Annotated in this window: 5 protein-coding genes; 3 read left to right on the top strand and 2 right to left on the bottom strand. The window is 51.2% G+C overall.

What is annotated here, in order from left to right; genetic code table 11:
- Window positions 1–5: 5 nt before the first annotated feature.
- From PsW74_RS19480 to PsW74_RS19470, 3 genes are read left to right on the top strand one after another with little or no spacing between them, the layout of a single operon-like run.
- On the top strand, window positions 6–10,406 hold the full coding sequence (locus PsW74_RS19480; protein WP_063288101.1) for a non-ribosomal peptide synthetase: 10,401 nt from the start codon (window positions 6–8) through the stop codon (window positions 10,404–10,406).
- Window positions 10,403–14,524 carry a non-ribosomal peptide synthetase gene (locus PsW74_RS19475; RefSeq protein ID WP_063288100.1) on the top strand — a complete coding sequence of 1,374 codons (4,122 nt, stop codon included), beginning with the start codon at window positions 10,403–10,405 and terminating at the stop codon, window positions 14,522–14,524. Before PsW74_RS19480 ends, PsW74_RS19475 begins: the two co-directional genes overlap by 4 nt.
- Before the next feature lie 8 nt (window positions 14,525–14,532).
- A complete protein-coding gene (locus PsW74_RS19470; RefSeq protein ID WP_063288099.1) occupies window positions 14,533–23,748 on the top strand; it encodes a non-ribosomal peptide synthetase in 9,216 nt (3,071 codons plus the stop codon).
- Here the strand turns inward: PsW74_RS19470 and PsW74_RS28460 are convergent.
- Window positions 23,695–24,462, bottom strand: a complete 768-nt coding sequence (locus tag PsW74_RS28460; protein ID WP_082830636.1) for a 4'-phosphopantetheinyl transferase superfamily protein — start codon at window positions 24,460–24,462, stop codon at window positions 23,695–23,697. The two genes, PsW74_RS19470 and PsW74_RS28460, sit on opposite strands and share 54 nt — an antisense overlap.
- A gap of 6 nt (window positions 24,463–24,468) precedes the next feature.
- Window positions 24,469–25,254 carry an alpha/beta fold hydrolase gene (locus PsW74_RS19465; RefSeq protein WP_082830635.1) on the bottom strand — a complete coding sequence of 262 codons (786 nt, stop codon included), beginning with the start codon at window positions 25,252–25,254 and terminating at the stop codon, window positions 24,469–24,471.
- Window positions 25,255–25,427: the final 173 nt, after the last annotated feature.

The raw sequence follows: 25,427 nt of genomic DNA, 5'->3' as shown, positions 1-25,427 counted from the left end.
GACTCATGCAGGACGAATTAAACAAGCGCAAACGTCGCTCTCTCACACCAGAGCAGCTTTTGAAGATGCGCCAACGCAGCGCGCTCAAGGCAGCTCCGCGTGATCAAGCCCCCCTGCCTCTTTCCTTTGCGCAGGAGAGGCTCTGGTTCCTCTCTCGCATGGAAGGCATCAATTCAGCCTATCATCTGACCCTTGGCTTGCGCCTTCGTGGCGAGTTAAACGTGACATACCTGCAAAGCGCGCTTGACCAGCTGATAGACCGTCATGAAGGCCTGCGTACAGTCATTACAGATGATAACGGGGAGCTGTCTCAAAGCTTCTCACCCCGTACCTGTGGCTTTCCCCTTCACCTGCTCAAAATTGAGGTCGATAGCGACCCAGAAACAGAGATCTGCCGTTTGGCAGAAGAGGAGAGCACACGGTCGTTCGATCTGCTGCAAGGACCGTTGGCTCGCTGTTGTCTTATCCGGATCAACGAGACGCATCACGTGTTGCTGCTGTCATTGCATCACATCATTTCCGATGGGTGGTCCAACGGCCTCCTCCTCAAAGAGTTGGGTGAAAACTACTCTCATCTGGTAGAGGCAGGAACACCAATCGAGCGGGAAACGCCCGATCTTACATACGCCGATTATGCCGTATGGCAGAAACAGCCGGAGCAGCTCAAAAAATTTGATGAGCAGAAGACTTATTGGAAAGAAACGCTTGCCGGTGCACCCGAGCGTTTGCTGTTGCCAACGGACCGGCGGCGACCTGCTCAGCAAAATTTTGCGGGTAAACTTCTGCCGTTGGAGTTAGGCCCTGAGTTGAGTGAAAAGGTGCGCCAATTGGCGCGCAGCACGGGCTCCACCCCTTATTTGTTACTCATGAGCGCTTACGCAATCGTGCTCTCCCGTTTGTCTGGACAAGAGGATCTTGTCATTGGCACCCCATCTGCCAACCGTGTCCGCAAAGAGCTGGAAGAGATGGTGGGCCTGTTCGTGAACACACAGGCTTTGCGCTTTGATTTGAGCGAAAACCCCACAGTAAGTCAGCTACTTGCCCAGATGCGAGGCATTTTCCTCGACAGTCAGGACAATCAGTCTCTCCCTTTCGAGCAGGTGGTGGAAGCGCTCAGTCCTCAACGGTCCTTATCCTACACACCACTTTTCCAGGTCATGTTCGCATGGCAAAACACAGAGGGTGGAACAACTCAATTCGCTGGTTTGGAATTTGAGACTGTACAGCTGCCTCGCACCGCCTCCCAGTTCGATATCACACTTGAGCTGGTAGACGATGGCTCAAACATCTCCGGCGGTTTGGAATACGCGACAGCTCTGTTTGACCGCCAAACCTTAGTTCGGCTTGCAAGTTATGTAATGCAGGCTGTAAAGGCCATTTGCGCAGACCCGGAACAGGCAGTCGCCGAACTGCCCCTTATGGATGCAACCACACATACAGCAACATTAGAAGCTTCCCGTCTTGCATCTATGGATGTACCGGCAGCAAGCGCCATCCATCTGCCGTTTGAAGAGGCCGCTGCGGCCCATGGCGATCGAGTTGCATTGATCAGCAATGAGATCGAACTCACTTATTCTCAACTGAACGGTCAGGCCAACAAGCTCGCCAGAGACCTGCGCTCTAACGGCGTTGCAAATCAGGACCGGATTGCTGTGTGCATGCGTAAATCCGCAGACGCGGTTATCGCCTTGCTTGCTGTTCTAAAAACTGGAGCTGCCTACATTCCAATTGATGCGAACTATCCCCCTGAGCGGATCAACACACTTGTACAAGATTGCCAGCCCACAGTCATTCTGGCCGATATGCGTGGTCAGGAGCAGTTGGATCAACTCACCAAGCTGCCTGCCCAGACTATTAATATTGAGAGGAGAAGAGATGAATGGGCTTCTCAGGATGAACGCGATTTAGATGTTCAAGTCGCGCCTGACCAACTGGCCTATATCATCTACACGTCCGGTTCGACAGGACAACCCAAAGGCGTCATGGTCGATCATCGTGCGATCTGGACTGTCAGGGACGCGTGGAGCAGCCTTTACGACTTCAAAGAACCACCATGTGTTTTGCAGATGGCGAGTCTTTCGTTTGATGTTTTCACCGCAGACCTTGTCCGCGCCCTCACTTTTGGAGGCAGGCTTGTCCTGGTGGATCAGGACGAGCTGGTAGACAGTACCGCCCTTCTCGCAAAAATTGAGCAGCATCAGATAACATTCGGTGATTTTGTTCCAGCAGTTTTGGACAATCTTACAACACACGTGCAGACGATCGGAAAACAGTCAACCAACCTCAAAACTGTCGTGTGCGGTTCTGACCGTTGGTCGCCCAAAGGTGCTTGCGAAGCACGAAAGGCCTTCGGGCCTGCAACGCACATCATTCATGCTTACGGCTTGACCGAAACCGCCATTGATTGCCTCGCGCTCAGCTTATCAGAGGAGATTTCTCCGAACACTACATTGAGCCTCGGCACTGCACTCAAGAATTATCAGGTCTTGCTTTTGGACACTTCCAGCAAACCTGTTCCTGAAGGGTTTGTTGGCGAAATCTGTATTGCCGGATCGGGTTTGGCACGCGGCTATTGGAACGCACCTGAACTCACGAAACAAAAGTTTACCGATGTATCAATTGGTGATGGCCTGAAGATCTTCAAAACAGGAGATTTAGGCCGTCAGCTACGTGATGGGACAATCGAGTTTTTAGGGCGGAATGACCGGCAGGCAAAACTCCGCGGTTTTCGCGTCGAGCTTGGTGAGGTTGAAGCTGCTCTTGAAGCTGATAAACGCGTCACATCAGCCATTTGTGTTGTAAGGCCTCACACCAGCGGCGAACAGCTTCTCGCCTATGTCGTCCTTGCGGATGATGAGGGGCCTGAAGTTCCTCAGGCACTGAAAGCAGGCTTGAGCCACAAACTCCCACACTTCATGGTTCCTGCCGGGATCACCGTCATCTACAAGATACCACTCACATCCAATGGCAAAGTCGATCTGAAAGCCCTCCCGGACTTTGATCTATCCACGCTCTCACAAACAGAGTTTGAGCCTCCACGAGCAGGCAGAGAAACGGAACTAAGCCAGATCTGGTGCGATGTACTCGGTGTCGCCAGTATTGGGCGCAACGATAACTTTTTTGCTCTGGGCGGTCATTCTCTGCTTGCAGTACGGTTAGCTCAACGTATCCGTGAAGCAACTGCCGTCGAAGTCCCGGCAACAATTGTTTTCACTGCCCCAACGCTGGCCTCTCTCGCCGAGGCGATAGACAGCCAGACACGCACCGCAAAAAGACAAATTGAGCCCGCAGACAGAACACAGGACCTGCCGCTTTCCTCTTCTCAACAACGCTTATGGTATCTGGCAGAAATGGAGGGCCAGAGCGAAGCCTACCACATGCCATTGGTTCTGGAGCTAAGGGGCAGGTTGGACGCCCCAGCGCTGTCTCAAGCAGTTGAGAAAATCGTTGCACGGCACGAGGCTTTGCGGACGTGTTTCAGTCAGAAGAACGGGACCGCCTATCAGGACATTCAGCCAGCAAATGTTTGGCGGATGGGGGCGATTACGCAAGTGCCTGCGAATGAGACGTTACAGGATCATGCCGCCCGTTTGATCTCTGTCCCCTTTGACTTGGAGGCGGGTCCGCTGTTTCGTGCGGATCTTTTGCACTGTGACGAGAACCATCATGTGCTGGTGATTGTTATGCACCACAGCATTTCAGATGCTTGGTCCATGGGTATCTTCAGCAGGGAACTGAGTGTGCTTTATTCTGCTCTGTCCCAACATCAGGATACCAAGCTCCCCGATTTGCAGATCCAATATGCAGACTTCGCGCAGTGGCAGAGCATTGAGTTGAAAAATGGCTCATGGGACCAGCAAAAGCACTATTGGAAGTCCAGGCTCAAAGATGCCCCTGTGCTGCTGGAGCTGCCAACCGATCATCCAAGACCAAAGCGTCAATCCTTCAAAGGCACCGCAGTCCCATTGAATCTGGAGCCATCCTTAACTCAGAAGGTGAAGGAGCTTGCTGCATCCAATCGGATCACGTTATTTACCAGTCTTCTTGGGACGTGGGCGCTGACTCTGGCCAAGCTTTCAGGACAAAAAGATATCGTTGTGGGCAGTCCGGTCGCCAACAGAGATCATTCACAACTCGACAACATGATTGGTTTTTTCGCCAACACACTGGCCTTGCGGATGGAGGCCAATGAAAGCCTTACCTTGAAAGAGTACCTGTCTCAGGTGCAGACCACTGTTTTAGAAGCCCAACAAAATCAGGACCTTCCCTTCGAACAGGTGATTGAGCATATCAACCCGCCGCGAAGTCTTGCGCACTCCCCCTTATTTCAGGTGATGTTTGCCTGGGAGGGAGAGAACAATGACCGATTTGAGCTTCCCGATCTTTCTGTTGATGTTCTTCCTCACCACCATGGCGGTGCCAAGTTTGATCTGCTGTTGTCGCTTCAGGAAAGAGACGGCCAGCTGAAAGGCGCCATCGAGTTTGCGAGCGACCTGTTTGAGCCAGAGACCGTCACTTGCATAGCAAAGTACTTCGAGCATGTTCTCACCCAAATGGTGGCAAACGCAACGACGAAGCTTAGTGCCGTAAGCCTGTTGAGCGAAGAGGAACAAACGCTGGCGCTGCACGCATGGCAACAGCCCTCTGTGCCCTACCCTGAGTTTGAATGCATCAGCAGACGCATTGAAGAACACGCCACTTACACACCAACAGCCACAGCGCTGATCTTCGGCCAGACAGAACTCAGCTACGACGAGTTGAACACATGCGCTAATCGGTTTGCTAATGCACTTGTGCAGGAAGGCATTGGTTCAAGGGCAAACATTGCACTTTGTGTTGACCGGTCACCCGAAATGATCATCGCACTGCTGGGTATCTTCAAGGCAGGTGCTACCGTTGTGCCACTGGATCCAGCTTACCCTGAGGCCCGCCATCAGGCCATCTTGCAGGATGTTCAGCCTGATCTCGTCATAACTACAGATGCGTTAAAGCCCAAACTGCCAGTCGAATTTGCGAGTGCAACAGTCACTCTTGCAGAGCTTGCACAAAAGAGCCAGCATACTTCGGCGGAGAATGCGGGCCTTACCCCTGCCTCTTTTGACCCGGCCTATGTCCTTTACACCTCCGGGTCTACAGGCAAACCAAAAGGCGTGGTCCAGACCCACCGCACCCTGCGCAATCTGGCCAACTGGCAACTTAAACAGGTTCCGTCAGAAAGAGCCCCGTCGCGCATTCTCCAATTTGCCTCCCTCAACTTTGATGTGGCCTTTCAAGAGATTTTCTGCACGTTGTGTCAGGGCGCAAGCCTTATGCTGCTGAGTGATAACCAGCGCAAAGACATCGGTAACCTCGCAGGCTTCATCAAGTCCAACGGCATTGAGCGCGCCCACTTGCCCTTTGCGGTACTGCAACAGATGGCAGGTCTTTTTGAGGCTGAACAGCTGCCGGATGGCCCTGCTTGTGAAGTGATCACCGCTGGCGAGGCACTGCTGGTCAATGACAGCCTGCGGCAACTCCTTAAAGCACTGGGAGGGCGCTATTTTTACAACCAATACGGCCCCACTGAAACCCATGTGGTGACCCAGCACGTTCTGGATTGTGCGCGCATGGAGGATTGGCCAGCCTCCCCGCCCATCGGCAAGCCCATGGATAACACCAGTGTGTTTCTTCTGGATGAAGGCATGCGACCTGTGCCTCCTGGAACGATTGGAGAGCTGTATGTGTGCGGAGACAATCTGGCTTTGGGTTACTTTGGTCAGGAAGAACTAACCGCAGAACGATTTGTTACGCACTCGTTCGCCTCTCAAGGCGCGCAACGCTTTTATCGTACCGGTGATTTGGCGGCCTACCTGCCAGATGGCAGCCTTGCCTTCCATGGCCGTGCAGATGATCAGGTGAAATTCCGTGGGTTCCGGATTGAGCCGATGGAGATCACGAACTGCATCTTACAGATGGATGGCATTCTGGAAGCCGCCGTGATTTTGGACAAGCAAGCAGACCCCGAGCATGCCCGGCTCGTCTGTTACTTCGTCGGCACAAGACCCGCTGACACATTGCGGGCAGAGCTGAAAGCTCACTTGCCGGACTACATGATCCCAACGGACTGGATGCCTCTGGAAGAGTTGCCCATCACCCGGAACGGCAAGCTGGATCGAAGAGCTTTACCATCTCCTGTCCGCACAGGGAGTACAGACTATGAAGCACCACTGCCGGGGCTTGAAGCAGATATTGCTCAGATTTGGCAGGTGGTGCTCAAGGTGGAACAGGTTGGCCGCACCGACAACTTCTTTGATCTTGGCGGGCATTCTTTGCTGGCGACCCGCCTGATCCATGCAATAAACAAAGAACTGTCACTCGGCCTGTCACTCAGTGATCTTATTGAAAACCCGACACTTGTTGATCTGGCTGCCTCGGCCAATACCAACACCGGCAAGGCAGAACACTCAGCGCTGCAAATCCATGCAGATGAAGCAAACCGGTATGAACCATTTCCACTCACGGACATCCAGCAGGCTTACTGGGTTGGCAGGGATGACAGTTTGGGGCTGGGCGGCGTCAGCGCTCATGCTTATGAGGAAATTGAGATCCCTCACCTTGATCTTGAGAGATTCAACACTGCTTTGAACAGGCTGATCCTTCGGCACGATATGCTGCGAGCTGTTTTTGCCAGCGATGGAACCCAGCGCATATTGGAGGATGTTCCTGAATACATCATCCAGACTGACGACGCCCGTGGTCGCAGTGAACGTGTCGTGGAGCGCATCATCTCAAGAAACCGGGAGGCCATGTCGCATCAGGTTCTGGATGCGGGAACATGGCCGCTTTTCGAGTTCCGAGCCGTACAGCTTGAGAATGAGATAACTCGGCTACACATTTCCATGGATGCGTTAATCGTAGATGCAGCCAGCAGCCAGATTTTTTCACGCGAACTGGCGACCTTCTATGAGGACCCGCAGGCAGAACTTCCGAGGATTGAAATCACGTTCCGCGACTATGTGGTGCAGGAACTGGCGATGCGGGATGACTCCCGCTATGCGATTTCTCTGAAGTACTGGCAAGACCGCTTGTCGGCTCTCGCTGCAGCACCGGAACTGCCACTTGCAAAACAGCCAGAGGCCATCAGCAATCCCCGGTTCACACGCAGACAACTTGTTTTGGAAGAGGCCAAATGGTCAACGATCAAAGCAAATGCGCGAAAGCATGGTGTCACCCCCTCCGGCTGTCTGCTGACAGCATTTGCGCAGGTGCTGGCTAAATGGAGCCAGTCGTCCCGGTTCACACTCAGCTTACCTGTGTTCAATCGCCAACCGCTCCACCCCCATATCAACCGCCTCATCGGCGACTTCACGTCTATTGTTTTGCTGGAAGTTGGCTCGGACCCATCAAAGAGCTTTTCTGACAATGCAAAAGCAGTCCAGCGCCAACTCTGGAAGGATATGGATCATAGCGAAGTCAGTGGTGTGCGGGTTCTGCGAGAACTCACGCGCCTGCGTGGTGAGCAGCAAACGGGAATGCCCATCGTCTTCAACAGCACCCTGGTGGAGATGATCCCGGATCAGGAGGAAATTACACTTTCCTCCGCATTGGACGCTCAAAATGTACATACCATCACCCAAACACCACAGGTGTGGCTGGATCACACCATCATGGAGATTGATGGCGAGCTAAATTTCAACTGGGACAGCATAGACGAGCTGTTTCCAGAGGGCATGATGCAGGACATGTTTGATGCCTATTGTGCTCTGCTTGAAGAGTTGGTCACCTCTGATCACTGGCAGCAGCAAGTCCCCCAGCACTTTCCTGTCTGGAACGCTGAGCGCGCACTGTCACAACATTGGCCATTGATGCATGAGCTGTTTGAAGAACAAGCGCTCAAAACACCAGCTGCTCCTGCCGTGATCTGCGGTGATCTGGTTTTGTCCTACAGCAAAGTCCGCCAGCGTGCCCGTAATCTTGCCACTCTCCTTCAACAGAAGGGCCTGGCCAAAGGTGATCTGGTTGCCATTCAGATGCGGACCGGTTGGGAACAGAGTGTAGCTGCCCTCGCCATTCTATATGCAGGGGGCGCATATCTTCCAATCGACCCGGATCTGCCGGCCAATCGCATTAAAGGCATATTGCAACGGACTGAGTGCAGGCTCGTATGCGTCAAGACAAGCCAGAGTGACACACACAAGGGGCTTCCTGCGCTTGCTCAAACGGTTGATGTTGGCGGGGAACTGGATGCCTTAAGCGATGAGAAGCTGCAGGTTGTTGATACGCAACCAGATGACCTTGCCTACGTGATCTTTACTTCAGGTTCCACCGGGGAACCCAAGGGCGTCATAATCGATCATCGCGGAGCAGTTAATACGCTCCTCGACATCAACCGCCGCCTAAACGTGCAGCCAGAAGATCGTGTCTTTGCCATCTCTGCATTGGGCTTTGATCTCTCAGTCTATGATGTTTTTGGATTACTGGCTGCGGGTGGCTCTGTTGTCCTGCCCAATGAGGCTGAGGCAAAAGACCCTGCCCATTGGCTGGAGTGCCTCATTCGTCACAAGGTCACGATCTGGAATTCTGCACCAGCTTTGCTTGGTGTACTGACAGATTATGCTCAAAGCGATCGCAAAAGTCTCGGCTCGCATTTACGTCAAGTGATGTTGTCTGGTGACTGGATCCCACTTTCACTGCCTGAGCGGGTGCGTGCGCTCGCCCCGAACGCGCATGTCTTGTCTCTGGGTGGAGCAACTGAAGCCTCCATTTGGTCCATCTGCTTCCCTGTTCAGAATATCGTGCCACATTGGAAGAGCATCCCCTACGGTAAAGCGTTGGACAACCAACAATTTTATGTTCTGGATGAAGCGCTGGCCCCTCGCCCTTGCTGGGTCACTGGTGAACTGTACATCGGTGGCATTGGTCTTGCGATAGGCTATTGGCAGGACGAAGAACAAACCAACCATCATTTCATCACCCACCCCAAAACCGGCGAACGCTTGTACCGTACCGGCGATTTGGGGCGCTATATGCCAGATGGAAACATAGAGTTTCTTGGGCGCGTGGATACTCAGGTCAAGGTGCAGGGTTTCCGCATTGAGCTTGGTGAAATCGAAACGGTGCTCAATGCCCATAAAGACGTAAAAGCCTCAGTCTTTAAGATGTTTGGCGAGGCACAAGGCGATAAGCAACTCGTTGGCTATGTGGTTCTGGAAGAGCACGGTGTCGAGATTGACGCTCTTCTGGATCATCTACGCGCCCACCTGCCCCATTACATGGTTCCCTCTGCTCTCCTTGAGATTGAGCGCCTCCCGATTTCTGCAAACGGCAAAATTGATCGGAAGCAACTGCCGGAACCACGCAGTGAGATACAAGCTGAGCTAAGCTTCGAACCGCAAGGGGAACAGGAAGAGAAAATCCACGAGATTATCTCTCAGATCTTGAAACTGGATCACGTCACACCCGAGGATAATTTACTGCAGCTGGGAGCGACCTCTATCGATATCACGCGCATTTCAAACGCGTTGTCGAGCACGCTCTCGTTCCGCCCACCACTTGCAAAGTTTATGGGCAGCCCAAGCCTTGCAACGCTCCTTGCCATGTATCGGGAGCAGTTTGGTCAGGTGGCGGAAGAAGCGCAACCTGACGCAACAAATTCCGCAATTGCCACCCTTGAAGACCCGCTGCAGCGACAGTCTTTCAAAGACCGTAATGTTGGGTTGCGCAAGTTTGATCAGCAACATGGCGTGCATCAGTTGGAAAACTCCAGCTCTCCTGAGTTCGACGAATTTGACGCCTACCGGTCGGTGCGTCAGTTCAATTTGGATCCTGTCCCCAAAACCCGATTAGAGGCCCTCCTCTCTGCATTACGGCGTAATCAGAACCAAGAGGCACCAAAGCACTTGTTTGCAAGCGCCGGGGGGCTCTATCCGGTGCAAACCTACATTTACATCAAACCCGGTCGTGTGTTGGGCCTGGAAGGTGGGGCCTATTATTACGATCCTGAAAAACACGCTCTGATTTCGACAGCAGATGGCAAGGCACTGACCCCGGATGCCTATGATTATTTCGTGAACCGGCCAGTTTTTGAAGAGGCTGCCTTCGCGCTTTTCTTCATCGCCGAGCGGCAGGCAATCGAGCCCCTTTATGGCGAAATGAGCGAGCAATTCTGGTTGATCGAAACAGGTGCAATGGCACAGCTGTTGACCATGCGTGCCCATGAAGCAGGGTTAGGCCTGTGCGGCATCGGCTCCATAGATGAGACGGTTTTGACGGAGCTGTTCCGGTTGGGGCCTACTCATAAGCTCATCTATTCCATGATCGGCGGCACACCCACCACTGAGCAAAACCGGCAACACACCATAGAGACCTTCGGGACTGCGCTTGCCTCCTCAATGGATGAAGATGAAATGGAGGAGTTTGAAATATGAAAGCTCAACAACTGCTCGATTATTTTGCCCAGCACAATGTGAGCCTCCAGACTGATGGAGAAAAGCTGCGTTTCAAAGCTCCAAAGGGGTTTCTGGGAGCTGATCTTGCCGCCGTTCTGAAAGCAGAAAAGTCAGAGCTGATTCATCTGCTGCAACAACATGCATCAGAAAGGCAGGCTGAAGGTGTCCCTCTTTCACCATCACAACGCCATTTGTGGTTCTTGCATCAATTGGAGCCAGAAAGTCCGTTTTACAATAACCCCGTTGCGCTCAAAGTTTCCGGGATACTCGAGTTGGAACCTCTGCACCACGCTGTAAATGCTGTTGTTGCGCGTCACAACATGCTCCGAGCGAGGTTCAGCACAAGCAACGGAACGCCTACACAAACTTTTCCAGAACCTGCTGACCTGCCCTTTGACCTCTTGAACCTTTGCTATCTGAATGACGAAAAACAGGCGGAGGCGCTCAACGAACGTGTCCAGCATGAGGCCAGCCAACCGTTTGATTTGGAGCGCGGCCCGCTCGTGCGCTCAAGTTACATCAAGCTTGCAGATGAAGAACACGTATGGCTCGTAAACCTGCACCACATTGCCGCTGATGGCTGGTCAATCGGTTTGTTTTTCAACGAAGTTACCGCTCATTACAACGCTTATCAAAAGGGCACCTCGCCCGACCTTCCCCCTTTGTCCATGCAGTACGCCGATTATGTGACGCATCATAACACCGAGCGCAATTCGTCCAGAGAGCAGCAACAGATCCAGTACTGGACTGACAAGCTTGAAGACCTGCCAGACTTACTTGAGCTACCCACGGATTTGCCTCGCCCGGCAGAACAGACACATAACGGTGCTCACTTTGAACTCACGCTTGATGACAACTTGAGTGAACGCTTGCGACTTTTCTGCAAAAGACGCTCAATCACGCCATTTGCGCTCTATCTGGCCGGATTTGCCGCCCTCTTATGGCGCTACAGCAAACAGGAAGGCATCTGCATTGGCACCTCTTTTGCCAACCGCCATCTGGCAGAGCTGGAGCCTCTGATCGGGCACTTCATCAACACGCTCGCACTCAAAACGCATGTCACGGCCACAAGCACCTTTGCTGAGCTGGTAACGCAGTCGCAAACGGCCATTCTGGAAGCGCTGGACAATCAGGATTTGCCTTTTGAGAAAGTGGTCGAAGCTGTAAATCCGGAACGCTCACCAGCTCACTCGCCTCTGTTTCAGGTCATGCTGATTTATCAGAACCTGCCGGGGGGATCGGCTCAAATGGATGGTGTTGAAATCGAAACACTGGCAACAGATAGCCAAACTGCAAAGTTCGATATCACGCTGGAAGTGTTTGAACGAGGCTCCACGTTTAGCCTTGGCTTTGAGTACAACAAAGATCTGTTTACGCATTCCCGCATTGCACGAATGGCCAGTCACCTCACCTGCTTCCTCTCAAACGCCGTCGAAGCACCAGAAGTGGATCTCGGTGCGATTGATTTCATCCCCCCCGAAGAAAGACATCTGTTAACACAAGTATGGCCTCACGGAGCGCTGCACGCGTCAAGTTCCACGTGCATTCACAAAGCATTTGAGGCTCAATGTGAGCATTCACCCGAAGCACCTGCACTCGTGTGCGGCGAAGACGTGTGGAGCTACGCCAGCCTCAATACCAAAGCAAATCAGCTTGCCCGCCACCTGAAGGAACTTGGTGTTACTGAGGGAAGTCCAGTGGGCCTGCTTTTTGAACGGTCCAGCGAGTTGGTGATAGCCATGCTTGCCGTGCTCAAGGCGGGTGGTCACTTCATTCCGTTGGAGCCCGGACTGCCAATCAAGCGTCTTGAGTTTATGGTGCAAGACAGCCAGCCCAAACTGATCCTCACCCACTCAGAGGCATCGGAAGCGGTCACCAGACTCAAGGGCCATTGTGACGTAAAAGTCTTATCACTGGATACAGAGCAACTAGCCAAAATCACTCAATCCTTCGGCGCTGATAATTTGCCAGCTAACGGTATAAGCACCGAGGATCTTGCCTATATCATCTACACGTCAGGAACCACCGGCGTTCCAAAAGGCACCAATCTCACACACAAGGGCTTGGTGAACCTCGTAGAGTGGAGCAATCGCGCATTTCCAGGCAAGTCCGGTGACGCTCTTTTGCAGAAGACACCGATGGGATTTGATGCGGCGATCTGGGAATTCTTCTGGCCATTATGCTCTGGTGCATCACTGGTACTGGCTCCGCCTCATGCTCACACCTCTCCTGCAGAGCTGGCAAAGAGCTGTGCATCTCATGGTATCACCAGTATCCAGTTCGTTCCCGCAATGCTGGATCTGTTTCTTGACGAACCGGAGACTGCCCAATGCACCCGACTGCGCAATGTGTTTTGCGGTGGCGGTGAGTTGAGCGGCGCACTTATGCGCAAGTTCTCCAGCAAGCTGCCGTGGGCAACACTGCACAATGTTTACGGCCCGACTGAATGCACCGTAGACAGCACCTGGCATAGTGTGAAGCCGGAAGATCTGGACAAACCTTCAGCCCCCATCGGCAAACCCATATCGAATGCAAGGACTTACCTGCTTGATGAGAGCATGTCGATTGTCCCGATCGGACTGGTTGGCGAGCTTTATATTAGCGGTACCGGCCTGTCCTCTGGCTATCTTAACGCCCCGCAGCAACAAGCATCAGCGTTCGTTTCCAGCCCATTCAACTCAAGTGAACAGCTCTACCGTACCGGCGATCTTGCCTATTATGATGAACAAGGTCAGCTGGTTTTTGCAGGCCGCAAAGACAACCAGATCAAGCTGAATGGCTTTCGCATCGAGCTGTCAGAGATTGAAGCTGTCCTCCGACAGCATCCCGAATGCCGCAGCTGTGCCGCACTCGTGGTTCAGCAAGTGGGTGGTACTGCTCAACTGGCACTTTGCTACACCACATCAGACGGTTCTCCCCTCGTAGAAAGCGACCTTCGTCGTCATCTGGCAGAAGCGCTTCCGGACTACATGCTTCCTCATATTCTGCTGCCTCTGGAAACTCTCCCCCTCACCAATAACGGCAAGATTGATTATTCCAGCCTCAAGGCATCTGTGCTGGCCCATGAGGCCGTGTTTAAGGTCAATCAGGAAAGCCCACGCGATCATATCGAGCTCCAGATCTATAACATCTGGAAGGAAGTGCTCCTCCATCCATCCATTGGGATCAGCGATAGTTTCTTCCATGTCGGCGGTTCTTCCATCGCAGCGATCAAAGTGGCCCATCGGGTTGGTGAGGCGTTCAAAATTCAAGTCCCGCCCAAAACGTTCATTTTAAATCCGACAGTAGAGGCGCTTGCCAGTTGGATACGAAACGGAGCTGCGGAAGAGAACTCCCGCGACAACCTCATTACGTTCCGCGAAAGCCAAAACGGCGAGCATGTCGTGTGCGTTCATCCTGCTGGTGGGACAGCCTTTTGCTATCTGTCTCTGGCAAAGATCCTGGCTGATGACATGGGCATTTATGGCCTGCAATCGCCCGGCCTCAACGCGGGAGAGGAACCTCTCCCCTCCATAATGGCCATGGCCAGCGCCTATCTGGAACGTATCGAACACATCGCGCATGAAAAGATTGTCCTCACCGGCCTGTCGTTTGGGGGCTACGTTGCCTATGAGATGGCCCGACTTCTGAAAGCCCGTGGTAACCACAATGTCAGCGTCATTCTTCTGGATACTCAGGGGTTTGAGGAGCATGAGCGCCAGAGCCTTGCACCAGTTGATCTTGCAGAATTTCGAGACAAGCTGGTGAAGTTCAATGGGATGTATCCGGGCATCGATGACGAGCAAATAAAGCGCTACCATCAGGTTTACAATCACAATCGGGCCTGTGTGCCGGATTATGACTGCCAGCCATTGGACGCGCGAGTTGTGTTCATTCAGGCACTTGGCTCGCTCAACAAAGACTTCCTGCATCAACTGCGTCAGTTTTGGATTGAAAGAGCCTCAGGTGGCTTCATGACGAGGCTGGTTCGGGGGGACCACTGGGAACTGCTGGAATCAGAAGAAATACAGCGCGTCAAAAAAGTGATTTCCTATGAGTTTCAATTATTTGAGCGGCAAACCACCTCTCCTGCTGTTCCTATGCAGATAGACGCTTAGAGGCTTACATGACTATCAACACTTCTCATGAATATTTAGCCTCGACCTCTTATGATTTGGAAATTGGAGATCAGGGGCCCGTCCAATCTTCGTTACTAGACAGTATCAGCTTTTATGCGGACCATTTTCCTGAACTGGCCGCGGTGCAGGATCATGATCGTATCCTCAGCTACCAAGAGCTCAACGAACGCTCCTCACAAGTAGCCTCAGCAGTGAGAGGCCACGGCGTAAAAAACGGCGATGTAGTTGCCGTCTGTTTGCCTCGCTCTCAAGAGCTCGTAGTTGTCATGCTCGCGATACTGAAAGCGGGAGCAACGGTTGTCCCATTAGATGCCGCCAGCCCGCCAGACCGGCAAACAGCAATCTTAACTGATAGCCAAACACGTTTTCTTATCGTGCCAGAGGCGAGTGCATCCACGCCATTTTCCCGACAAGCGCATCAGATCCTTCATGCTGACCAGTTGCTCATGCAAAGCCTGCATGAGAATAGCGGCGATCTTCCGCGTCATCCTTTGGCGAAAACTGCGTTTTTGTTTTACACTTCAGGAACAACGGGTACGCCCAAAGGCGTTCAAGTGCCTCTCTCAGCAATAGAGAGGCTTACCCATCAACCCCGCTTTGTCCCAATGCATATCGGAGATCGCTACGCGCACATTTCCAACCCTGCGTTTGATGCACTCAGCTTTGATGTTTGGGTGCCGCTTTTAACTGGTGGGTGTAGTGTCGTGTTCTCCAGTGACGAACTCACCGATTTTGCAGGCTTTGCCCGGCAGTTGGAGCAGCAATCGATCTCAACCATGTTCATGACAGTCTCTCTGTTCAATGCGATGGTCAATCACGGGACTGACTGCTTTGGATCGCTTGGGCATCTGCTCATTGGCGGCGAGCAGCTGAACCCCAAAACTGTCGAGAAATGGTATGCTGCAAACCCTGAAAGCGCCTGTCAGATATACAATATCTATGGCCCGACAGAGTGTGCAACCTTTGCCTTGTGCTTTGCAATTCCTCGGGACTTTGATGCAGATATCATTCCCATTGGCAGCCCCATTGCCAGTACAGATTGCCAGCTAAGGTCATCAAACGGCGAGATCACCAATACTGGTGAAACTGGGGAACTCTATCTTGGCGGTGCAGGCGTCGCTCATGGCTATCTGAATAGAACAGAGGAAACACAGCGCAGGTTTGTAGAGCTTCCAAACTCTGGAAAATGGTATAGCACTGGCGATCTGGTCCGCCTCAATCAGCAAGGTCTGGTCGAGTATGTGGGCCGCGTTGACAGACAGATCAAAGTACGCGGGTTTCGCGTAGAACCTGAAGAAATCGAACAGCGCATCCAGCAATATCCGAAGATACAGCAGGCTTGTGTTTTAGCAGCTCAGGAACAAGGCAAACCGCTTGAGTTGCATGCTTACTTAGCGAGTGAAGAGCAGCTTGATTATGAAGAGCTTGATGCCCACTTTTCTGCTTACCTGCCAGATTATATGCGTCCTCATAAAGTCTTTTGTCTTGGCTCGTTGCCTCTGAATGCAAACGGGAAGATCGACCAAAAAGCCCTTCAAGAAATGGAGACTACTCCATTCCGTCGTGTTTCCTCCTGTGATGCCTCGGAGAGTGCCGTTCTGAGCAGCATTCTGCAAACTGCAGAGATGGTTTTGAGTGTGGCGCAGTTAAGCCGTGTAGAGACGCTGCTTACCGCAGGTGGCGATTCACTCAAAGCAATCAGCTTATCTAACCAACTCAACACAGTATTTGGTTGCCGCGTTGCGCCGTCACAGCTTCTAAACCTGACATTTGCTGAACTCTCTGAGATTGTTAGCGAGCACAATGAGCAAGCCAACAGTTTACCGCCTGCACCTGCTCCATCAGGTTTGGCAAAAGAGCAGGCAACCTCGGAGCAAATGCGGTTATGGCTACAGCAACAAAAGAACCCTGCTGACATATCCTACAATACACCGTTCATTTTTCGGTTTTCAGGTCATCTGAGTGCCGAAAATTTGGGTCACGCAACATATGAGCTGGTCAAAAAACACCCGGCACTGCGCACCAGCTTCCATCTCACCGATGATGGGGTGCAGCAGCAGGTCGCTGAAAGCAATCCAGAGGCGCTTCACTTCCACGGAACCTTAGAAGAAGAAGCAATTTCACAGCTGCAAACCAAACTCCTCACTCAACCATTTGATCTTGAGCGCCCATGCCTGTTTCAACTTCATCTGGTCCACCAACCAAATGGCACCAGTGTCCTTCTGTTTCATGCGCACCACATCATTCTGGATGGCTGGTCACTCAACATCTTGTTTGAAGATCTTTCCCGTTCATTCCAGGCAGAAACAGACGAGACAGGACAGGACCAAAAGCCAATTGGGCTAACGACATTAGACTTTGCAAAATGGCAGTCGCATCTATGGGAAACGGAACATTACAACAAGCAAAAGGATGCTCTCTTCAAGCTATACGACGCGCCGGAGATGGAGGAATGCTGGAAGCCCGTGCTGAAACACGGTCAAGGGATGCAAGGTGTTTCAGCAGGGCAAACACGTTTGACACGTCTTGATGCAGCCACCAGAGCAAATTTGTTGACCATTGCAAAGCGTCTTTCACTAACACCTCATCAGGTCTTTCACGCGCTGTTTGCCCATGCACTTTATGTGCACACGGGGAGAACGAGTTTCACAATTGCAAGCCCTGTAGCGAACCGGCTTACAACAGAATTTGAAGCAACAGTTGGAATGTTCGCCAACACAGCGTTGGTTCCGGTTAAAATCGACCCAACTGCCTCCATTCAACAAAATACAAGCACCCTCACCAGGGCTTCAAAACAAGTCCTTGCCTGTCAGGATATTGCCTTCGAACATGTGGTTGATCATCTCCAGAAAAGGAAGCGTGTTTCGGGCATTCCGTTTGAGTTTATGTTTGCGACCGAAAACACCCGTTACGAAACGCTAAAGCTCAATGGAGAATGCGCGCAGCTATCTTACCCTGAAGATGTCGCCCCCAAATGCCCGCTCTACCTGTCTGTTCTTGATGAAGCTGGTACCTACCAGTTCTACTGGGAGTATGATCTCAGTTACTTCGACAATGATGCTATCACCCTGCTGGAACAAAACATGTTCACTGGTTTGGATCATATGGAAACTGAAGAGGTTGCAGCGAACGTCTTCCAACTCAACACACAACAACGCATTTCGCATGTAACTGGTACAAGCCAGTCATTGCCATACACAACGGTCGCAAGCTGGTTTCAGAAACAAGTCTCACTATCACCACATGCACCTGCCCTCGCATGGCGCGGCAAAACTCTCACCTATCATGAGTTGGACGAGTTATCCGATGCTTTGGCTGCTAACATGCAGTCCACTATTTTTGGGTCAACAGAACCTGTAGGAGCTGTGCGCGTCGCACTCTATATGGATGCCTCCCCAGACTACGTAGTCTCGCTTCTGGCAGTGACAAAACTGGGCGTAACAGCTGTTCCGTTGGACCTGAGCTATCCTCAAAAGCTGCTGGAGGATGTGATTTCGCAAGCCCAACCAGTTGGGGTCCTCCATGCAGTGCAGGCATCCTTACCTTCTGCACTTGAACGCCAGGACTTACGCGCGCTCCCGGTAGATTTGCAAGAACTCAGAAATTCACGCGATCATCAGCATCCTCTGAAATTTTCAGGTCGCGAAAGGCCCTTGTATACCCTGTTTACCTCCGGCTCCACTGGTCAACCCAAAGGGGTTGATGTCTACAACCAGACACTTTGCAATTTGTTGCACTGGCAACAGCAACAGGGAGGGTTGCCCGCCGGAGAACACACCATGCAGTTCTCCAAGTTAGCCTTCGATGTTTCGTTTCAGGAGATCTTTTCAACGCTCTGTTCGGGTGGGTGCTTCCATGTCATTGATCCTCTTTGGCGACAGGACATGCAGTGCTTATTGAACTACATGCATGACAATAATCTGCAACGCATCTTTATGCCTTTTGTAGCGCTGGAATTGTTTTGCGAAGCTGCTCAAACATTCAACATCTTCCCCGGTGCTTTGAAGAATGTGATCACGGCCGGCGAGCAGTTGTATTGCACCAAAGCCCTCCGAGCGTTTTTCACGCAGTTACGCCAAGCCTCCTTGCACAACCACTATGGTCCAACTGAAACGCATGTGGTTTGCGCCCACTCTTTGCACGGACCAGCAGCAAACTGGCCGACCCGCCCACCGATTGGCGCTCCTGTTCACAACACCGATATTCTCATCGTGGATGACAGCTTCCATCCAGTTCCATCCGGTGAACGCGGCCAACTCCTCATAGGCGGCAATCTGGTTCACCTTTGTTATCTGGACAATGCAGAACTGAACGCAGAACGCTTTGTCATACTCCAGTCAGATCATGGCACTGGCGGTTCAAAACTCTATTACAAAACTGGCGACATGGGCTTTCTGGATGAATTTGGACAGGTAAACTATGAGGGGCGTCACGACCAGCAGGTGAAGATCTCAGGTCACCGCGTTGAACTCGGCCAGTTGGAAGCCTCTTTGATAAATCACGGTGCCATCGAACAGGCGTCTGTTGACTTTGATGACCAGCATAAAAAACTCCATGCCTATGTCAGCCTGCGAGAAGACACCATCAACGCAGATGAGCTTGATCACTATCTTTCAACGCAGCTTCCTGACTACATCCGGGTTGACGAATTCAGACAGGTCGACGAATGGCCCCGCACTCCAAGTGGAAAGATAAATCAAAGAGCATTGGTCGGCTGCAATTGGCGCAAGATTGAACGTAAAAAACGCAAAATAAACGCAAATAACGCAATTCAACGCACTAAGGAACTCATTGCTGCTTTTGAACATGTCACTGGTGCTTCCATCACTGCGGATCAAACATTTTTCGAGGCTGGATGCTCTTCCCTGCAATTGATGCGCTATCAAATGCATCTCAATAAAGCAATGGAAGAAAAAGTCAGTATCGCAGATCTGTTTCGTTATGTGACACCTTCAGATCTGGCAGAACATCTTGAAGGAAAAGCGGAATCAGAACCTCGGACTAGCAAAGCAAAGAAAACTCAGAGCGCGGATAAAGTCGCTATTATCGGTATGGCACTCCGTGTTCCAGGCGCAGACGACCTGGCCGGGTTCTGGTCAATGGTTCGTGAAAATCGAAGCGGAATTGAACATTTCACTCCGGAGAATCCTGATTTCGTTGGTGCGCGAAGCCAGATGAGCGAAATGATGTCGTTCGATCCTGCGTACTTCGGTATCAGCCCGCGGGAAGCAGCGCTCATGGATCCGCAGCAGCGGCATTTCCTGATGAGCTGTGTACATGCTCTTGAAAATGCTGGCATTCCTCCACTGAACACCGACCAAAACATCGGTGTTATCGCAAGCTGTGGTGAAACAACCTACTATCACGCAGCCCTTCGCTCCCCTCCTCCAACCACCCTTCCCGATAAGTTCCAAATGGCCTTACACCATGAGAAAGACTTCCTCGCCACCAAGGTTGCCTTTCAGCTGGACCTCAAAGGCCCTGCCAGTACACTACAAGCCGCCTGTGGAAGCTCGCTGATTGGCATTCATACAGCCGCAGGCATGCTCCGAAATGGCGAATGTGATGTCATGCTAGCAGGAGGCGTGCTTGTAGATCCCGATATGACTGAGGGCTATAAGTATCAGTCCCAGCACATCTTTTCCAAGGATGGCAACTGCTCACCGTTCAGCAAAGACGCCAGCGGCACCATCGGCGCCAGTGGTGTTGGGGTGGTGGTGTTGAAGTCATTGGATCGCGCCCGAGCAGACGGTGATCGCATCTATGCTGTTATCGAAGGATCAGCCATCAATAACGATGGTCGGTCCAAAATGAGTTATACCTCACCTTCAGTTTCCGGGCAGGAAAGCGTTATTCGTCAAGCCCTTACGAATGCAGGAGTAAGGGGTGATCAAGTCGGATATGTGGAAGCACACGGAACAGGGACACAACTGGGTGATCCTATTGAAGTACAAGCCCTTTCATCTGCATACGGCAATCTCCCCAACGCATCCTGCGCACTCTCATCTGTCAAAAGCCAGATCGGCCACTTAGGTGCCGGGGCTGGCGTCCTTGGACTAATTCGCGCAGCACTGTCGATCTATCACGGCTATGTACCCCCTAACCTTGGATTTAAGCAGCCAAATCAAGAGCTTGGATTGGATCAAAAAGGGTTCTATATCCCGACCAACAGCAAAAAATGGGAAGATACACGTCCACGTTATGCAGGCGTCAGCAGTTTCGGAATTGGCGGCACAAACGCACATGTTGTAATTGGAGAAGCTCCAGAAGATGGGCTTCAGCAATTCACTGCTGCAAAATGCCTTGCTCTATCAGCACATACCAAGGCTGCGCTTTTTTCTTTGGCAGAAAAGATCAAGAATTATCTTGAACATAACCCAACTTCATTTCAGCAGGTTCTCTCACATTTGCAATCAAGCAGGCGAGCACACCCATGGCGTTTTGCTATCGATTGTGATGAAGTCGAAGAAACAATTGAAGCTCTGGGATCATTCGTCCCGCATTACTGTGATGAGAATAAAGGAGTTTGCGATCCCGCCAGCCTAACCGCTGCTGATTGGCTGGCAGGCAAAGAGATTGAGACACAAAGTGCAGGTACTCCGCCGCCTTGGGATTTGCCGGGTTATTGCTTTAATCTTCAACAATACAACGTGTTAGAGCTTCCAGCAGCCAAGAGTAAGGCGAGTGAAAACCTTCCAAAACGCCTGCCAGAGGAACAATGGCTAAGCCAGATGGTTTGGCAACCAGTCTGCCGCGTTGGAAGTTGTCAAACAGGGCAGAGATTAAAAACAGCGGTTGTCCTATATGACCCGAACAACGTCTCTGATGACTTTGCCGCACTTGATGCCGTCTACCATCGTGTTGTGCCTGTTTGTTATGACGGACGTATTTCTGGTGCTCATTCAGACAAGTTGTCGGTAGATCCGTTTTCTACGGACTCCGTTGAAGACCTTCTGAGCCACCTGTCATTTATGAACCTTGGAGAGTTGGACTGGCTTCATGCACTTCCATTGTCTTGCAAAGGCGAGCAAAATGAGTTGGATAGCCTTCAGGAAGCAAAAAAGGTTTGTCTGGATAGCCTGACTTATGTGCTTCAGGCTCACTCTAGATATGGGCTTACGATCTCCAGAATATGCCTGCTCTCTTACGAGGCTGCACCGGTGAATGGTACAGTCGCTCAGCCGCTACACGGGCTACTCGCTGGTCCGCTTTCTGTGATCCCTCAGGAGTTTGACATCCAGACACTCTGGCTGGATTTAGAAGATACAAAACAAGGTTTCATTTGGCCCGAGGTTGCGTTTGTACTCTCACTTGAAGAAATGAAGGCACAACGCCTTGCCTTGCGTAATGGTTTTGTTTGGGAATGCAGGATCTTACCTCTTTCTCAAAATCGCCCAACTACCGAACCGATTGAACTGGATGCGCCAGCTCTCTTCGTGGTGACGGGTGGCAGCGGTGCGATTGGAACTCAAGTTTGCACGAGCCTGCTGGCTGATCCTCATGCTCATGTCGCAATTATCTCCCGCAATCCGCGCATTCCAGAAGAACTTCTGCAGTTCGGCGCAAGAATACACCTGATACAGGCTGACATAGGAAAGCCAGCCACGTGGCCTGTAACGTTTGAGAGTGTCGCCAGATTAGACATGTCCGTTGCAGGCGTTGTACATGCCTCCGGAGTTGGAGAAGGAAATCTGATTTCTTTCCGTGACCCGATAGAAGTCTACAACAAGATGCTAGCAAAGTATGAGGGAAGCATTTTTGTTGAGCGTTTCATTGAAGTATTCAAGCCAACGAGGGCTATCTACTGCTCGTCAATGTCAGCTGTTTTAGGGGGAGCTGGCCAACTGGACTACGCTTCCTCCAACGCCTTATTGGATAGCTTTGCGCATTACAGCAATCCGGTGATCCCTGACACAATCAGAACCACCATCAACTGGGATATCTGGAGCGAAAGTGGGATGGCGACCGACTCCAATACGCAAGATGAACTACATCAAAAACACCTGACGCTTGGCCTATCCAACAAAGAAGGCTTGCGCACATTCTCTCGAGCATTTCATACAACTGTACCACAAGTGCTGGTTAGCACTTGTGGTGTTGAAAAGGCTCGATACTTCTATCGATCACTGGTCAGGAACGAGATCAAATCTGATGCGCGAACGAGCAAGACACACAAACTAAAACTCATTCGCGATCAGATAGAAACCCTTCTTCTGCAACAGCTTGGACTTGATCAGCTTGTCCCTGATGAATGCCTCTATGACTTAGGTATGGATTCACTTACTCTTCTGGACGTCGTTAGCCTCTTAGAAAACTATGACATTCAGGTGTTACTCTCCCAAATCCCAAAGAACACTTCCTTAGACCTGATTATGAATCTGGTTGAACAACAGCACAAGGCAAACCCCTCTTCTCCAAACAGCACTTGGGCAGATGCAGTTGCCCCGCACCAATGGCATTCTGGTGAGGGTGATGAAGTTGTTGTTCTCATACATCCAATCGGAGGTGATGTTGAAGCATACCGAGAACTGGCAGGAAAACTCCCGGACAACATTGGGATCACCGTGATTGCCGATCCTGCCCTCACAAATCCCGATCTACCAAAAATCAGTTTAAAAGAAAGAGCTGCGGTTTACGCTGAAGCCATAGCGGAAAGGTTTGCAAATAAGCGGATTCATTTAGTCGGCTGGTCATTCGGCTCATGGGTTGCTCAAGAAATGGCACTCTGCTTCTCGAAGCAACAAAGAGCTCCCGGCAACTTAACGCTCATTGATCCGCCTGCACCAAACTCTGGCGAAAACCTGAAGCAAATGAGTGAGCAAGAAGTCGAAATCATCTTCTTAAAGGAGCTGAAGGCGAAATGGCCAGATAAAAGAACCCTTGTTGAGAACAGTCATGAACGACAGGCCTATCAAGAAGCACTTGTTCGCTGTACGAAAGCCAATCTGGAAGCGATGGCACACCATACAATGAGTCCGACGCCTTTTTGGCAGGCGAGTGTATTCTTGGCATCTGAAACTGCCAAAGGGTTGAACGGAACCCAAAATACAACAGCAAACTCCCGTGAGATCTGGGTTAAACTACTGCCAGATTTACAAAACTGGCAGATTGTAGAAACAGATCACTATTCAATACTCATGGGAGAAACGTTAGATCACGTATTGGCTGCTGCTGGTTTGGTCAAAACACTCGAGTTGGCGTAATTGGAAGGGGGAGTGGATGTCTAAACTAGTGATACCGGGGTCCACTGCGAGGCTACAGCTGTAACCTTCCCATCCGACCTCAATATCCAGCAGTTTCAAAGGAAGTGGTTCTGAAGTGATCCAGGGGTGCTGTTGCTCTAACTTCACGTCAAGTGAGCTGAGGTCATCACGCAGCCCCTCACCTGTTGCCTTTAAGATGGCTTCTTTCCGAGTCCAACAGCGATAAAACATGGCTGAGCGATCCTTTAGACACCTCGCTTCAATGTGTAAACGCTCCATCGGATGACATACAACCGGTATCAAATCAGTCATTTGGCTGCCTCGCCGCATGAGTTCAATATCGACACCTAATGGTGCATTACGAGCCAAAGCGACTGCAACCAAACCGCCTGAATGACTCACATTGAATGTCGGGCATCCTGAAAGGTATGGCTTACCACCATCTTGCAGCAGAAAGGGTATTGGCGGCTGATCCACTCCCAGAATGATTCTAACTACCCAGCGACCCAAGGCAAACGCGCGCCGGTCTCGCAAGAACCTGAACCGGGCGCCTCTTGTTTTCTCTTCAGCGGTTAACGCTTGGTCCATTGGAAATGGATACTCCAATGGCAACAAAACAAGCATCACTTTGCCTGGCTCACAGCAACGTTGCCATTGCTCTTTCACAGCCAAAAGCCAATGCTGAGCATCAAAGACGGAAAATGAAACAGGCATGAAATCTTAAGCGAGCTCTATGGATGAAGGCTGGTGCAACTGACCAACAACGTTTGCAGCATGGTCTTTTATCTGATTAAGGACTTTAGCTGGAGAATGTTCAATGAAAAAATGCCCGCCTTCGACTTCATCAACGGCAACGGTTTCAGAGCTCAACTTCGTCCATCCCTTCACTTTATGTGGTTCCACAATCTGATCCTTAGTTCCTGCGTAGGCAAAGATTGGTGACGCGATTTGCCAGGGAACTCGCGGCCTGTAAGTCTCACAGAGTTCAAAGTCACCTATAATCGCAGGTAAAAGCAAGTCTACAAGATCGTCATGTTGTGCAATCTGAGCAAACTCGGGATTAAACGAGATGAGCTCATCAACCATCTCCTCGCGAGTACACCCATCAAGAAACGGTAGAGTTCTTGGAGCAAAAGGAGACGCCGATGCCAGCATAAAAAGAGCCGTTGGCTTCAGCCCGCTTTGCTTGAAAAGATGGAGTGCCAACTCGTAAGCAATCCACCCCCCCATACTTGACCCCAAAATTGCAAAAGGCGCACCGCCGAACTTCTCAATCTCTAGCGCTAGCTGCGATACAACCCTTTCCATCGCATTGATTGCTGGTTCTTTTAACCGGGTTCCTCGCCCTGGAAATTTAGCAGGCATCACATTTACCTGATCACCTAGCGGTGCTTTCCATCGGTTATATAAGCTCGTATCGCCTCCCGCCTGAGGCAGACAGACTAAGTTCAGCTTGCACTTATCTGCTGTAGTATCAAACCACTGGGACGACCATCGACAACTCATTTAGTAGTCCATCAATAAACTATTTCAATGAGGTGATTATTACGTGGTTTTAAAGTGACGTCGAGTGGGCTTTCTTATGCTATTTATCAGTTTAATATTTGCAGATGAACCAACAAACAAACGTAGCCTCGAATGGTCTGTCTGTCATCGAAGGTACTTGGACACATCTTCGC

The sequence above is a fragment of the Pseudovibrio sp. W74 genome (assembly GCF_001623085.1).
Classification (GTDB): domain Bacteria; phylum Pseudomonadota; class Alphaproteobacteria; order Rhizobiales; family Stappiaceae; genus Pseudovibrio.
This window is presented reverse-complemented; position numbering and strand designations above follow the sequence as displayed.

Excerpts from the sequence above, each read along its gene's own strand:
- PsW74_RS19480 (WP_063288101.1), top strand. The coding sequence starts at position 6 with ATGCAGGACGAATTAAACAAGCGCAAACGTCGCTCTCTCACACCAGAG.
- PsW74_RS28460 (WP_082830636.1), bottom strand. The coding sequence starts at position 24,462 with ATGCCTGTTTCATTTTCCGTCTTTGATGCTCAGCATTGGCTTTTGGCT.
- PsW74_RS19470 (WP_063288099.1), top strand. The coding sequence starts at position 14,533 with ATGACTATCAACACTTCTCATGAATATTTAGCCTCGACCTCTTATGAT.
- PsW74_RS19475 (WP_063288100.1), top strand. The coding sequence starts at position 10,403 with ATGAAAGCTCAACAACTGCTCGATTATTTTGCCCAGCACAATGTGAGC.
- PsW74_RS19465 (WP_082830635.1), bottom strand. The coding sequence starts at position 25,254 with ATGAGTTGTCGATGGTCGTCCCAGTGGTTTGATACTACAGCAGATAAG.